The organism is Virgibacillus dakarensis (assembly GCF_900155625.1).
Lineage (GTDB): Bacteria > Bacillota > Bacilli > Bacillales > Amphibacillaceae > Lentibacillus_C > Lentibacillus_C populi.
Map to the genome: position 1 here is coordinate 1,799,590 of NZ_LT732554.1, position 14,716 is coordinate 1,814,305.

General features: G+C 39.6%; 16 protein-coding genes. 12 read left to right on the top strand and 4 right to left on the bottom strand.

All coding sequences use genetic code 11. From position 1 onward, the window contains the following. Positions 1–21: 21 nt before the first annotated feature. Entirely contained in the window at positions 22–1,080 is a 1,059-nt protein-coding gene (locus CZ382_RS18310) for a dipeptide epimerase (protein ID WP_088052611.1), read from the top strand. 672 nt (positions 1,081–1,752) lie between these two features. Here the strand turns inward: CZ382_RS18310 and CZ382_RS18315 are convergent. From CZ382_RS18315 to CZ382_RS18325, 4 genes are read right to left on the bottom strand one after another with little or no spacing between them, the layout of a single operon-like run. Then, complete coding sequence (locus CZ382_RS18315; protein WP_088052612.1) at positions 1,753–2,424, bottom strand: aspartate/glutamate racemase family protein; 672 nt, start codon at positions 2,422–2,424, stop codon at positions 1,753–1,755. Position 2,425: 1 nt separating this feature from the next. Then, positions 2,426–3,520, bottom strand: coding sequence for a TRAP transporter large permease subunit (locus CZ382_RS18320; protein WP_200809545.1), 1,095 nt, complete (start codon positions 3,518–3,520; stop codon positions 2,426–2,428). Beyond that, positions 3,517–3,777: a hypothetical protein gene (locus CZ382_RS24000; protein ID WP_200809546.1), complete on the bottom strand. Its 261-nt coding sequence runs from the start codon at positions 3,775–3,777 to the stop codon at positions 3,517–3,519. Before CZ382_RS24000 ends, CZ382_RS18320 begins: the two co-directional genes overlap by 4 nt. Positions 3,778–3,806: 29 nt before the next feature. Beyond that, the gene (locus CZ382_RS18325) at positions 3,807–4,094 is read right to left on the bottom strand and encodes an FAD-dependent oxidoreductase (protein ID WP_088052613.1); all 288 of its coding nucleotides are present in this window, start codon (positions 4,092–4,094) and stop codon (positions 3,807–3,809) included. 417 nt (positions 4,095–4,511) lie between these two features. Here CZ382_RS18325 and CZ382_RS18330 point away from each other — a divergent pair, with 417 nt between their 5' ends. The 11 genes from CZ382_RS18330 (at position 4,512) to rbsD (ending at position 14,701) form a co-directional block, all read left to right on the top strand. After that, a complete protein-coding gene (locus CZ382_RS18330; RefSeq protein ID WP_088052614.1) occupies positions 4,512–5,234 on the top strand; it encodes a GntR family transcriptional regulator in 723 nt (240 codons plus the stop codon). A gap of 92 nt (positions 5,235–5,326) precedes the next feature. Then, positions 5,327–6,433, top strand: coding sequence for an NAD(P)/FAD-dependent oxidoreductase (locus CZ382_RS18335; RefSeq protein ID WP_088052615.1), 1,107 nt, complete (start codon positions 5,327–5,329; stop codon positions 6,431–6,433). Positions 6,434–6,547: 114 nt separating this feature from the next. Continuing rightward, entirely contained in the window at positions 6,548–6,871 is a 324-nt protein-coding gene (locus CZ382_RS18340; RefSeq protein WP_088052616.1) for a (2Fe-2S)-binding protein, read from the top strand. Continuing rightward, positions 6,861–7,973 (top strand): NAD(P)/FAD-dependent oxidoreductase, encoded by a 1,113-nt coding sequence (locus CZ382_RS18345; protein ID WP_088052617.1) that lies wholly within the window; start codon positions 6,861–6,863, stop codon positions 7,971–7,973. Before CZ382_RS18340 ends, CZ382_RS18345 begins: the two co-directional genes overlap by 11 nt. After that, positions 7,974–8,306 (top strand): (2Fe-2S)-binding protein, encoded by a 333-nt coding sequence (locus CZ382_RS18350; RefSeq protein ID WP_088052618.1) that lies wholly within the window; start codon positions 7,974–7,976, stop codon positions 8,304–8,306. After that, complete coding sequence (locus tag CZ382_RS18355) at positions 8,299–9,390, top strand: NAD(P)/FAD-dependent oxidoreductase (protein ID WP_088052619.1); 1,092 nt, start codon at positions 8,299–8,301, stop codon at positions 9,388–9,390. The genes CZ382_RS18350 and CZ382_RS18355 overlap by 8 nt, the downstream gene beginning before the upstream one ends. 68 nt (positions 9,391–9,458) lie before the next feature. Continuing rightward, positions 9,459–10,892 (top strand): sodium:solute symporter family protein, encoded by a 1,434-nt coding sequence (locus tag CZ382_RS18360; RefSeq protein ID WP_088052620.1) that lies wholly within the window; start codon positions 9,459–9,461, stop codon positions 10,890–10,892. A 32-nt stretch (positions 10,893–10,924) separates the two neighbouring features. Continuing rightward, entirely contained in the window at positions 10,925–12,055 is a 1,131-nt protein-coding gene (gene solA, locus CZ382_RS18365; protein WP_088052621.1) for an N-methyl-L-tryptophan oxidase, read from the top strand. 368 nt (positions 12,056–12,423) lie between these two features. Then, positions 12,424–13,419 (top strand): LacI family DNA-binding transcriptional regulator, encoded by a 996-nt coding sequence (locus CZ382_RS18370; protein ID WP_088052622.1) that lies wholly within the window; start codon positions 12,424–12,426, stop codon positions 13,417–13,419. Further along, complete coding sequence (gene rbsK, locus CZ382_RS18375; protein WP_088052623.1) at positions 13,416–14,309, top strand: ribokinase; 894 nt, start codon at positions 13,416–13,418, stop codon at positions 14,307–14,309. Before CZ382_RS18370 ends, rbsK begins: the two co-directional genes overlap by 4 nt. After that, the gene (gene rbsD, locus CZ382_RS18380) at positions 14,306–14,701 is read left to right on the top strand and encodes a D-ribose pyranase (protein WP_088052624.1); all 396 of its coding nucleotides are present in this window, start codon (positions 14,306–14,308) and stop codon (positions 14,699–14,701) included. Before rbsK ends, rbsD begins: the two co-directional genes overlap by 4 nt. Positions 14,702–14,716 lie beyond the last annotated feature (15 nt).

The following is a 14,716-nucleotide window of genomic DNA, read 5'->3' on the forward strand; positions in this document are numbered from 1 at the left end:
TTAGCAAGAGGGGGAATTTGTATGCTAATCCGAGATTTGCAAGTTGAACATCGAAACATACCATTACGAACGCCATTTAAAACGGCGCTAAGGACGGCAACCGAAATCGAGAGCATTGAGGTGACCATTCAATTAGAGAACGGGATCACCGGTAAGGGTGCAGCAGCGCCGACCTGGGTGATTACTGGGGATTCGACGGAAAGTATTCAGGCCGCATTATTAGGTCCTATCAAGGAGGCTTTGGCCGGAAAAGATATTTACCATTTTCAGTCATTACTTGATGCGTTCCAAAGATGTTGCATTGGCAATACAAGTGCCAAGGCAGCAGCAGACATTGCGCTTTATGATGCTTATAGCAAATTGCTCCATGTCCCGCTATATAACTTGCTGGGCGGCAACAAATCGCTGAACACATCAATGACGGTAGGAGTAGATGCACCAGATAAGATGGCAGCGGATGCGAAGAAATGTGTGAAGGATGGGTTTAGCCGCTTGAAAATTAAGGTCGGAGCTCAGCCAGAATTGGATCTTGCCCGTATCTCCGCAATTCGCGAAGCAGTACCGGCAGAAGTAACGCTCCGGCTGGATGCCAACCAAGGGTGGAAGCCAAAACAGGCGGTTCAGCTGATTAATCAAATGGAAGCCATGGATGCTGGGATCGAATTCATTGAACAACCCATTTCAGCACGGGATCTGGATGGATTAAAGTTTGTGACCGACCATGTCAACATTCCGATCATGGCGGATGAAAGCTTATTTTCTCCTAAAGATGCACTTCAGTTAGTAAGTGGGCACTACGTGGATCTATTAAATATCAAATTGATGAAATGCGGAGGAATTGCCAACGCCTGGAAAATTGCCAGTATGGCTGAAATCAGTGGCGTTGCTTGCATGATTGGCAGCATGATGGAACCGGCACATTCGGTTGGAGCAGCCGCCCATTTTGCAGCCGCACATCCAAATGTCATCTACTTTGATTTGGATGCACCATTATGGCTGAGCGAAAAACCAGACGTCATCGCTTATGAAGGTGAGGAACTCCGCCTCTCCGGAAGACCTGGTATTGGGCAGCTTGGATAGGGGGAAGAGTCGGTAAGTGAAAATATCCGAGAACCAGATATAGGTGACTGATATAATTTAATAAAGATTTGTTGAGGTCAAAGGCCTGCTAATGCAGGTCTCTTTTTTATGCTCAATAAGAGCGAAAGTGGTTATGTAAAACATTATTTTTTAATTAATTGCTCCATCATAAAGCATATTATTCCCTGGCTGATCAAAAGTATTTGTATAATAAGGATAATTGATCTGGAATAAAGATAAAAAAATCTAATTATCGTAAATTTATTCCAATTTTAAAGCTATTAGTTCTGATTAGTCACTCTACTAGAACTAACAGCCTTTTTGGTGCTGCTATTTAGTAATGAAAAGGGAGAGGTAAGACGAAGATTGTTAAACAATTATTCATACCTTTATATCAATAGGTAAAGCAATATATTTAAAAAATTACTTTATGAGAATGGGTCAGGATATCAGCTATCATCTGAGAAGAAACTGCTATAAGCTACTCAATTTAGTGTTAGTAATTTACCGTAAAAAGGTTAGTGTTTGAACTTGTGAGCGATTTTCTCCTTCAGCGCCAGAGTGATATAGGGACATTCGTAACCCAAATTGAAGCAAAGTATATTTCTAAATTTGTTACATTGAAAAAGGAAGTATGGGAAATGGATCATCACCCGCATAAAATATCTTAAGCTATAAAATTGATCCAACCACATACCTGCTCAACGTCAATATATCAAATATCGGCAGATCCGTTACTTCTCTTAAAGCACTTCTATATGGAGGCATATTGGTGCACTCTAAAATAATACTCCTTACATCCGGATGGTTATCTATAAGTCTCGTAACAGCTTGCCTCATTTCCACCGAAACCTTTTCCATGTCCAAGGTATCTGTCTCATTAACAATTGCTTCCGTGAATGCTGGCATATGATCCATTCCTTCGATGACAACAGGTGTATGGTGAGCATTTACTCCTTCCAAATGTTTTTTCGTCAGACTAGACTTTCTTGCTGTTAGTACACCAACCTTTCCGCCGGTTAGCATATATACCAGTGGGATTTGCATTAAACTAGAAGAATAAAAAGGGACATGCAACTTGCTTTGGATCTCCTGCTGGAAAAGGGAAAGGAAACCACAGCTTGTTGTAATTACCTTAACCCCTTTATCCTGCAATTGCCTTGCTGATTGAACGAAAGGTTCGATTAGTGCAGAATCCTCCATTTTCACGACCCGTTCTATCGTTGCTTTTTTTACGATCTTGAATTCTACTGAAAATGGGAAGGTTTCTGGATTTCCAATATCTCCTTTTGGACGGTGAAAATTAGTATCTAGCATTAAAATTCCCAATATTGGTGTATGCATGTTAGATGAACCACACAATCAATCCGATAGCTAAAAAGTATAATGAGTTCGGAAGTGCCAGCATCATAACCTTTAAAGGATCCACCTTTTTGTTTAATATTCCGCCAATCAAGCCACAGACGACAAACGCTGTTAACCCTACCGGTGGCATATTTTGCCCAGCTGCGGCAATATGGGATGCACCTAAGGCGATTAATGTAGAGTCCACGTTCATATTTTCTAGAATGGGGGCTAGAAATGTAACAATTACGGATTGGGAAGTTGTTTGGGATCCAGTAAGCATACCAACAACGACCATTGACAAAGCTCCACCCAGTTTCACCATGGAGGAAGCCAGCCCTTCCGTCATGAGGGCAACTTTATCAATCAATCCTGATGCATAAAAAACACCAACCATAGCGCCTGCGCATAATTGTATTTGGACTGTCTGATTTACTTTTCTTAACCCATTTTTGAGCACTGCTTTTGTTTCCTTGCGAACAGCGGGAAATAAACAACTTATCAAAAAGGCTATAATAATTGCGCTTACAACATGAAAGGTTATGCCCTGTAAAATTTTAATTTCTTTCAAGGGTTGCAAAACAAAGGCAAAAATAGTGATCTCTGTAAAAATATTATAGTCAAACAGTGTGTTGGCCAAAACAATAGCAATTAAAACTAACAGCGGAATCAGTGTTTTCCATCTTTCTCTCAAAATTTGTATAACCGATTTTTCTGGAATTAAATTTGGGGGCAACTTTTTTCCTCGTACAAAACGAAACGATTCCAGGATTGCAATTATTCCACCGATAGTTACAGTTATATAAGCTAGTTTGATAACGGGGTCCGGATCAATACCGACCAGGGAAGCGGATAGAAAAATACCTTGTGTAATTGGTGGCATAATAGAGCCAATGGAAGCACCAAGCAAAATAATCATGCCAATCTGTTCAGGCTTCAATTTTAATTCGGTTAATGAATTGATGACGAGGAATCCAATAACGGTAGCTGCGGCAATTGCATCCCCAAGGAGAGAACCTGCCAGAATTAACGTAATAAATATTGCGACTATCAATCCTTTTGACGAATTTCCGAACGCTGCTCGAAGGCTGTTCAATGTAGTATCAATGGTACCCAACTGGCCTGAAATTCAGCATACAAACTTCCAAACACAGACAGCATGATAACCCAGGACAGGCGGTCAATACCGTCTATAAAAGCAAAAAGTGTTTCACTTGGATTTAGTCCCGATATCACTGCAGATGAGAGAGCGGCGACAATAAGAGCAATTCTTATTTCCCCGCCAATCTTTGGTATTTGTTTAACCACGGCAATAACAAACAATAACGCCAATGGTACAATAATTTCTATCATACATACCAACCCCTTGTTTTTTTGAATAACTAAACTGCTTGCAAACGATCCAGACGTAATTGTTCGAGTAAATCCTTATATTGCGACTGGTTCCCTGCTATACTTGCAACCAAAAATCCGGTAATCGTAGCAAGTGCAATTCCACTCCCTTCATGACCTGCAGCAATAATGAATCCTTTAACTTCCTGGGATTTGCTAATAAATGGTAGCCCATCACCGGTAAAAGGTCTAAAATCTACCATCAACCGAATAATTCGGATGTTCTTTAAAGCTGGGGCTATATGACTTGCGTGTGCAACAATAGCGGAAAGTTTCATCTTAATATTATTAATAATCTGATTAATTTATGATCCCCCTTATAAAAAAATAAAGTAACTACTTGATTGCATAAAAATACCTGCCAGGATTGAATACAGCACGAATGAAAATATTGTATTGCCTTAATCTTGATCATTAGTTTTCAATCTTGGGTGGCAAAATGCTTTCAAGGTTTTTAATTACTTCATCAACAGCACATTTTTTAAGAGTGAAAGAGATAAGTTCTGTTTTTAAAGGGAGAGATTTAGAGCGCTTCTCGAAATTAATTTCCTATTACAAACAATCAAAACTAACAGAAATTAACCATTGACATTACAACCACTAGGTTATATACTACTCTAAATTAACTCATTATTTCAAAGCTTATAACATTATAATATTATAATAAAAATACTCGTAATCAAAGGGAGAACAACATGAAGATTGATAAAGAATTATCGGTACCTTTATACCAACAGGTGAAACAATACTTGAATGATAAAATCACCTCAGGGGAATGGGGGGTGGGATATCAATTACCATCAGAGAAAGAATTGGCTACTCAATTTGGTGTCAGTAATATTACCGTAAAAAGGGCGGTACTTGAATTGGCAAACGCTGGCTTCCTGCAACGCCAAAGTGGTAAGGGAACATTTGTAACGCAAATAGAAGAAAAAGATATTTCGAAGTTTGTTTCTTTAAAAAATGAAGCATGGGAAACACATCATCACCCACATAAAACGTTAAGTTATAAAACGGAGAAAGCTGGTGGCAAGCTAGCGAAATTATTGGAAATAAACGAGGAAGAACAAGTATATAAAATTCACCGTGTTAAAATACAAAATAATCAACCGGTTGCAATTGAATATTCCTTTATTCCACAAGCATCATTTCCGAACTTACATCGTACAGATATTGAAGATGATTTATTGTATAACATTTTTCAGAAAAAATACGGTGTTGAATTAGGTAAAGCGAAAATTTACTTTTCAACCATTTTAGCGGATGAATATGAAGCAAACATATTGAATATCCCACAAGGTGAACAGTTATTTGTATTTGAACGTTATACTTCTGCAAAAAATAATCATATCATTGAGTACTCCAGATTTATTGTCAAACAGGACCAATCAAAATATTTTCTTGAGATTCAGCTTTAAATAACATGTAAATCGTTACTTAAAATGAAAGGCATATCACTGTAGGAAAGTTACAATATAATACTTACAACATTTTGGAGAGGTGACATAATATGAAAATCATTGTTGTAGGCAGTGGCGTTGTAGGAGCTAGCTCTGCTTACCAATTAGTAAAGAGTGGTCACGAAGTTATCCTGATTGATAAGGAACATAAGGGTGCTGCAACGGCTGCTGGAGCTGGAATTGTTTGTCCCTGGGTATCGAGTGTAAAGGATGACGATTGGTATCGGATCGCCAAAGGTGGTGCACAGTTTTACCCTAGACTAATTGACCAATTAAAAAATGATGGCGAAGAAAATGTCGGTTATAAAAAGGTAGGCGCGCTATGTATAAGTTCAGATCCGGATGAGTTACATACAATTGAAAAAGAAATCAACGATAAGTATGAAAATGCACCAGAAATTGGTGATGTCCAGCGGTTAACTGCTAAAGAAGCATGTGAATTATTTCCACCTTTAAATGCGCAACTGGAGGCTATTTTTATTTCTGGCGCAGCACGAGTGGATGGCAAATTACTAAGAGACGCCATGATCCGGGCTGCAAAAAAACATGGAGCAAAAGTGCTGCATGGTGAAGCATCTCTGATAAAAGAACAGGATGTAGTTACTGGTGTGAAGTTCCATCATGAAACAATTCATGCAGATACTGTACTTATAGCAGCAGGCGCATGGGCATCAGCATTATTGGAACCCATTGGCATTGATGTTAAAGTGGAGCCACAGCGAGGGCAAATCGCACATATTAAATTACCAGATGCGGATACTTCCAATTGGCCGGTAGTATTGCCAGAAAGCAGCCATTATATGTTAGCGTTTGATGATTCACGGGTTGTTGCCGGTGCTACGAGAGAAACGGGTTCCGGTTTTGACTATCAAGCGACTGTTGGTGGGATTAATGAAGTTTTAACAAATGCTTTAACTGTTGCACCAGGTCTTGCAAACGGAACAATCCAAGAAGTCAGAATCGGGTTTCGCCCAATGGGTCCAGATGTTTTGCCTTTATTAGGAACGTTTGACAGTGTGAAAAGGGTTGTAGTCGCAACAGGCTTAGGTGCATCTGGTTTAACGATGGGGCCTTATGTTGGCGCATTAGCTGCATCGATAGCTGAGGGAAAAAAAGTAGATGTAGATTTAACAGCATATCGTCCTGAGCGTGGATAGTGGTTATGTGCTTGCCGCTACTGGTTAATTATTAAATTAATAGAGTAGTGTGAAAAAGATTTCTACTACAATGATTATAATATTATAACATTATATTATTAAGGGGCGCTTATAATGGGAACATCACCTAATTCGATTTCAGAAAATTATCTTGAGGGGGAAATATCTTTTTATTTTAATGGAAAGTTGTTAAAGGCGAAGCAGGGACAAACAATAGCAGCCGCGCTTATGGCAAACGGTATAAAAAAATTGGGAGTTAGCAGGAAGCTGCAGCAACCACGAGGATTATTTTGTGCAAATGGCAGATGCTGCAGCTGCTTTGTTTCCGTAAATGAATTGGATCATGTACTTAGCTGTATGACGTTAGTCGAGGAAGGGGCAAACATATACTCAAATGACGGTGATCCCGATGTAAGGAGGAAAGCAAATGGAAACTGATTTACTAATCGTGGGCGGCGGACCAGCAGGATTACATGCAGCACATGTCGCAGCTTCCAATGGCATCAAGACAATAATTGTTGATGAATCGTTTTCTTTAGGCGGGCAATTAAGACAGCAAACACAGCAACTAAACAATCTTCCTAAACAGTTCGGGGACCAAACGGGTACAGCGCTTGCACAGACTCTAATAGAAAGACTTACGAATTTAGACGTAACTGTTTTATTGAAACACACGATGATTGGAACGTATAAAGATGGAAGGGTTGGTGTATCGAATGGCCAGAACACGATTCCGATCGCGGCTAAAAAAGTAATTGTCGCAACAGGTGCTGCTGAAGAAGCGTTCGTTTTCCCCGGCTGGACATTGCCCGGGGTCATGACTGCAGGTGCCGCGCAAATATTGATGAACCGTGAACATGTTATCCCAGGGAAAAATGCCCTCGTTATCGGTTCTAATGATTTTGCATTAGAAGTTGGAAAGCAACTTGTTGAGAATGGTGTTTGTTTACAAGGGATAGTTGATAATGAAGTACAGCTAGTTGGAAATAAAGCGGAAACGGTTCACTTTTTAAAAGAAGCTGGTGTCCCTGTTTATCTGGATAGCTTTGTCAAACATGTCTCTGGTTCAGGTGAGGTTGAAAAGGTCATCATCAGCCACAACAACACCGAAGAGGAAATGGATATTGACTTGATTTGCATTGGCAAAGGCTTAACCCCGATTTTGGAGCCGTTTGAAATATTAAATTGTAATTTTACTTATGGAAAGGAGCTTGGAGGCTGGCTGCCGCAGTATTCAACCATGATGGAAACAAGCACACCATCTATTTATGTTGCTGGAAATGCAACTGGGATCACTAATATGGGTCCCATTTTACTAACAGCGGAGGTTGCTGCAGTTAGTGTTGCTGAGAAATTAAATGGCTTAAGTAAGGAAGAAGCCAACGTAAAAAGAGAACTGTTGTGGCAGGAACTTTATCGCCTAGAATCTGCTGAATCCAAAAATGTTTTCCATGCGAGAGTTAATTTGATGCGGTCTTTTCAAGATAATGTGGATGCACAATTAACACAGCTCTTTAATATGGCCGTAGGGGGTTTTTAAATGGATGATTCAACCATCGTTTGTAAATGTGAGGAAATCAATCTTGCTGAAATTGAAACGGCGATCAAATCAGGTGCCCATACGTTTGACGATATTAAAAGGTTGACAAGGTGCGGTATGGGCCCATGCCAGGCAAAAGTTTGTACCAATTTAGTACGGCAAATCATTAGTGAGTCGCTAGATAAGCCATTAAGTGACATTAGACCTCCCAAAATGAGAATGCCGTTAAAACCAACACGAATTTCTGCATTAGTTGGTAATGAAGAATCGTCAAGTGTGATTTCTGTTTTCAATGAATCAGCTCCAAAAGAAGGTGATGAAGATCATGACTAAGCGATATGATGTGGTAATTATCGGAAGTGGTGTAGTGGGCAGCAGTATCGCTTTTCATTTATCAGAAAGCAGGCAAAAAGAGATATTGGTTATTGATAAAGATTATCCGTTATCTGGAACATCAGGGTCCACCCAGGCTTGGGTTTGGGTACATAATAAAATGCCATCCTGGTACGGGGAGCTAAGTATGTTAAGTGCCGAATTATATCCCTTTCTTGAACGGAAAATTGGCGATGTAGAATATAAGCGTACCGGCGGAATCGCTCCATTTTTTAGCGAATCGGATAGGGATAGTGCACGACGACTTGCCGAAAAGCAAGCTGAGGTTGGAATCGAAATTGACGTATTAAACCGTGACCAAGTATTAGAGAAGGAGCCTGCATTGTCCCCAAATATTGCCGGCGCAACCTTTAGTAAGATTGATGGCAATGTTAACCCGTTTCGCTTGGTAGAACTTTATATAAAAGCAGCTAAAAAAAATCATGTCCAGTTTTCTTTTTACAATCCCGTCATCGCTATTAAAAGAAACAAAGGGATGTTTAAAGTTATCACAAAAAATGATGTTTTTATGGCAAAACAAGTGATCATGGCTGCGGGTCCTTGGACAAAGGAAGTTGGGAAGCTTTTGGGAGTAGATATCCCTGTAAAACAAGTCCGTGGCCAAATTCTGGTTACAGAACCATTGGCACCCTTAATCAAGCATACAATAGGAGGGATGCGTCAAGCTGACAATGGAGAAGTACTGATTGGATATTCAAAAGAGGAGGTTGGATACGACAGGCGGACCACGTTGGATGTCATTCAGGATACAGCAAAAATGGCAGTCGAATATTTACCGGATCTGGCGAAAGCAAATATCGTTCGATGCTTTGCGGGTGTTCGAGTAATTCCAAATGACGGGCTTCCCATTTTGGGACCTGTCCCAACAATAGATAACGCTTATATTGCTGTGATGCATAGTGGAATTACGCTTTCTCCCATCGTTGGAACAGTAATGACCGAGCTTCTCATGCATGGGGAAACGTCAATTGATTTAAAAAAGTTGAGACTTGATCGTTTTAATGAATCTAACTCGTATGTTTGAAGGTACAAACAACTTGGCTCTTACACACCAGGACAGCTGAAAAAATTAAGAATATAAGGGGGCAAATAATGAATGCTGCTTTCGTAATTTTGTTGTGTTCTATTGTGGTCTTGTCAGGTGCAGCAATTTTCTCGATTTGGATTGGCAGAAGAAATAAAAGCAGTGAAAACTGGTCTGTAGGAGGAAGGTCTTTACCAATATACGTAGTAGCGGGAACCCAATTTGCCACAGGGGTTGGCGGTGGTGTTTTAGTTGCCCATATCGGAATTGGTTATAGTGCGGGATGGTCAGCTGTAACGTATAATGTCTTGTATTCCATCGGGATCATACTGCTAGTACTGCTTGCCAATTGGTTAAAAGAACAAAAATTTACGACGATGCCGGAGATTTTTAAAAAGTTATACGGTGAACATAAAATAATGATGAGCATCGTTACTTTCTTGGCAATTGTTGTGCCATTTGGCTGGTTGTGTACGCAATTAGTTGCCTTTGGGAGTTTATTTACAGAAATTACAGGAATCAACTTCACACTATTAATCTTATTTTTTGCGGCGATCAGTTTACTATTTGTATTACCTGGTGGATTGGCATCTGTAGCTTGGACGGATTTTATATTTGGCTGCCTCATGATCATAATGACGGTAATTAGTGGTTTTTATATACTTGATCTTGCTGGTGGATGGTCTGAAATAACATCCAAAGTACCTGGAAATATGGTTAACCTTCCGGAAGGGCTTGGTGCTGTAGGAACAACGACGATTGTTTTCTGGATACTGGCCATTTTCCCTGGGGCATTGACAAATCAAATGTCCTACCAGCGTATTTATGCTGCTAGTAGTCCAAGTGTTGCCAAGAAAGGGTTTATTATAGCTGCAATAGTAGGAGTCATAAGTGGTATTTGGGCATCCTTTATGGGGATTGCTGTTTATTCAATGAATCCTGATTTAACGGATCCGGAAATGGCTTCAGGATGGTTCCTGACCCAGATTCCGCTTTGGTTTATGGCACTCTACGGATCGTTTATTATCGCGACAATCATGTCAACTGTAAGTAGTGCTGTCCAATCTGTTGTTGTCAATATAACGACCGATATTTATCAATCTTATGTTAATCCAAATGCAAGTGACCGTAAGTTATTAACATTATCTCGGCTCATGTCGGTTGTCGTAATTGCACTAGCGGTTGTATTAGCATTATATTATCCAAAAGCGCTCGGGTGGCTTGTTGCAACATATGCTTACTCTGCATCAGGGTTGTTGGTGCCAATTTTCGGAGGGTTTATTTTAAGAAAATCCAATCGATTAAGCGCCAAGAGTGCGATAGGAAGTATGGCCTTGGGAGTATTAAGTGCAGCAGTTGCCCAAATCGTTGGTACAGAGATTCCATACGTTGCGTTCGGTATTTTGGGATCTTTAGTTGGTTTTATCGTATTTACCTATATGTTTGATGATAAGAGCAAGTCTAAAGAAATCGTAACAGATAAAGAAGAAGTGCAAATATAATTAACTGAATAAACAAAAAATGGGGTGTGCATATGGATGCTGATGTGGCAGTAATTGGTGTAGGTGCAATGGGTAGCATGGCGCTTTGGCAGCTTGCCAAGAGAGGTGTATCCGTTTTAGGTTTTGAACAATTTGGTATTGGTAATGATCGTTCAGCTGTTGGAGGAGAATCACGACTGTTTCGAACGGCATATATGGAGGGAAAGCAATATGTTCCATTACTACAGGAAGCTCGGCAATTATGGAAACAATTAGAGAAGGAGACAGGAAATAATTTGCTAACGCTTAATGGCGGTTTAATGATTGGTGACCCAAATATGAAGGCCTTAAAAAACGTTCTGCAATCTATTAAGGAATTTCAATTGGATCACGAAATTATTCAGGGGAATGAAGCGGCTAAAAGATACCCGCAATTTAAATTATTTTCCGAGGAAGTTATGGTCCTGGATAAAAATGCAGGATTTATCAGACCAGAACTAGCTGTTATTTCAGCTGCTCATCAGGCTGAAGCGAACGGAGCGGTAATTCACAGGTATTCAAGGGTTGAAGAAATCGTTCCTGATGACACTGGCGTTAAGGTTGTGGCCGATGGAAAGACATACCGTGCGGGAAAAGTATTGGTTACAACCGGAGCCTGGACGAAGAAGTTGTTACCAAAACTGGAAACGAATATAGAGGCGAGACGACTAGTGTTAACGTGGTTTCCTGCAAAAAATATCAATGATTTTACGCCGGAAAACTTTCCGATATTCGCTAGAATGAGGAAGAATTTCAGATTAACGGGGGCACCAACTTTGGATGGGACAATGGTAAAGGCTTCCAACACAAAGAATCCAGTCAATGTGCCAGATCCGGGTAATCTAAATCGGGATGTTTTATTAGATGAAATAAAGGAAGTTAGTGAGGCAGTAAAGGAATTAATGCCTGGACTAATTCCAGATCCAGTTCGAGCAAGTGTTTATATGGATGGTTATACAAGGGATGATCATTCGATTATCGGCAAAATTCCGGAGATGGATCATACGTTTTTAGTGAGCGGATTCTCAGGACATGGTTTTAAAATGGCGCCTGTTATTGGCTCAATTGCCGCGGATCTTATTGTTGATGGGGAGACGAATCATGGGATTGAGCATTTGGATGTAGGGAGGAGGTTGGTCTACTGATAGAAGGCAGGGAAGGACGTATGTAGTAATTAAAATTATAAAACAATCCATGGATATTGTTACTGAAGCTGTGGATTGTTGCTGTCATATCGGAGTAAATCACATAGGACCCGCTCAACGGGTCCTATGTGATTGATAATACAAGATTTTAGGTGATTTCGATGTTTTCTGCCATGGATTAAGGTAATTTAAATTGGATTGGAGCTTATTTTAAAAATTAATTGACAAACAATTGAAAGCGGTTTATTATAAACGTGTAACGGGTTACATATTAACGAAGACATTGTGATTGCGTTTTATTTTTATATAACATGTAACCCGTTACACATCAGCAAAAAACTCAATAAACAATGAAAGGTATTTGAAATATGGTCACGATTAGAGATGTTGCACGCTTTGCAGGTGTATCCATTGCTACGGTATCTCGAGTAATTAATAACAAAGGATACGTAAACTCAGATACCAGAATACGCGTTGTACAAGCTATTAATCAATTGAAATATAGGCCAAACGATGTCGCAAGAAGTTTATTTAAAGGAAAATCTAAAATGATTGCCTTATTTGTACCAGATATTATGAACCCTTTTTTCCCTGAATTGGCCAGGGCAGTAGAGGATGTATGTAATGTTCATCATTATACGTTTGTGCTTTGCAATACGGATAATTCGATTGAAAAAGAGCTTACTTATCTAAATGCATTACAACAGAAATCGGTAGATGGAATCATTATTGTTTCAAGTACATTAAAAAAAGAGCATATAGAGGAAGTGACTGTTCCAATAATCGCTTTGGATCGGACGTTTGGTGTGGAATTATCTACAGTAAAGGTTAATAATCGTGAGGGTGCAAGGGAAGCGACTGAATATTTGAAATTGCTAGGCTGCCAATGTATCGCACATATTTCAGGACCTAAAAACGCAAGCAATACAGAAGAGCGTAAACAAGGCTATCTGGATGTGGTGAAAAATGATGATTGGTTCTCTTGCAATTATATTGTCTCAGGTAACTATAACCTTCAAGTAGCCAAAGGTGTGATTACTAAGTTATTGGAGCGGCATCCGGAGATTGATGGTCTTTTTGTTGCTAATGATGTAATGGGTGTAGGAGCAATAAAGGCAGCAGAAGAGTTAGGTATAAACGTTCCAAACAACTTATCTATTATTGGATTTGATGGCATTTCATTAGGCGAAACAACAAGTCCAACATTAACAACGATAGCTCAACCAATTTACAAAATGGGATCACGAGCGGCAGAAATGCTAATTGAACTAATAATTAATAATGATTCTCAAAAAAAAACAGAGGAGTTTTCTGTTCAGCTGGTTGAAAGACAATCAACCAGACCAAGGGGGAGAGAAGAATGAGCAACAAACCAACTATTTGTGTAATTGGAAGTATCAACATGGACTTAACGATTAATACAAATAAAATGCCTGCACAAGGTGAAACGGTTCTCGGTAAAAATTTTGCGCAATATCCGGGTGGAAAAGGTGCAAATCAAGCAGTTTCAGCAGCTAGACTTGGGGCAAATGTTCATATGATTGGGGCAGTCGGTTCAGACGCTTTTGGGGATACGCTACTTTCTCATCTGGCATCAGAGCAGATAAATGTTGAAGGTATTAAAGTTTCTGAATATCCAACAGGGGTTGCAACGATCATTTTATCCGAAAATGATAATCGCATTATCGTTTCACCTGGTTCTAATGAGCTGGTTTCACCAGATTTGGTAGAAACGCATAAACAAATGATTAAAAATAGTAATGTTGTATTAATCCAACTTGAGATACCGATTGAGACAGTAAAATATGCCGTGAAAGTAGCGCATGAATTCGAGGTGCCAGTTGTCTTGAATCCGGCTCCATATCAGAGGTTGTCAAAAGATTTATTTAACAATGTCACCTATCTGACGCCAAATGAAATTGAGTTAAAAGAAATGCAAAATGATACAGACATCGATTCCATAAAAGAAAAACTAATCATTACGAAAGGTGATAAAGGTGTTCAATATTATAGTAAGCACACCCTGAGTAATGTATCGGGATTTCAGGTTGAAGTGAAAGATACAACGGGAGCTGGTGACACGTTTAATGGTGCATTTGCCATGCAGCTTGCAAACGATGCATCCATTCATGAATCTGTCTTGTTTGCGAATGCAGCCGCTGCACTCTCGATAACGAAAGCAGGAGCCCAAAAAGGCATGCCAACGAATGAAGAGGTAGAAAAGTTTATGAAAGAAAGGGGAGTTTTACATTGAAAAAGTTCGGTATGTTGAATCGGGATATATCTTCCTTGCTGTCAAGACTAGGGCATACAGATAAAATTCTCATTGCCGATTGTGGGCTTCCTGTTCCCGATGAGACGCTTTGTATTGATTTATCATTGAGACTTGGTATACCAAGTTTTGAAACAGTACTAAATGTGATCGCGGAAGATATGCAAATTGAAAAGATGATCTTGGCAAACGAAATTAAAACAGAAAATAGTGTACTAGATAAAAAATTATTAGAGGGGTACCCCACTATTCCTGTTGAATATATAATGCATGAAGAGCTAAAAAAACGCATCGAGGAAATGAAAGCGGTTATTCGGACTGGTGAGGCAACCCCTTATGCAAATGTAATAGTACAATCGGGCGTCATTTTTTAAAGAGGGTGGTGAGTT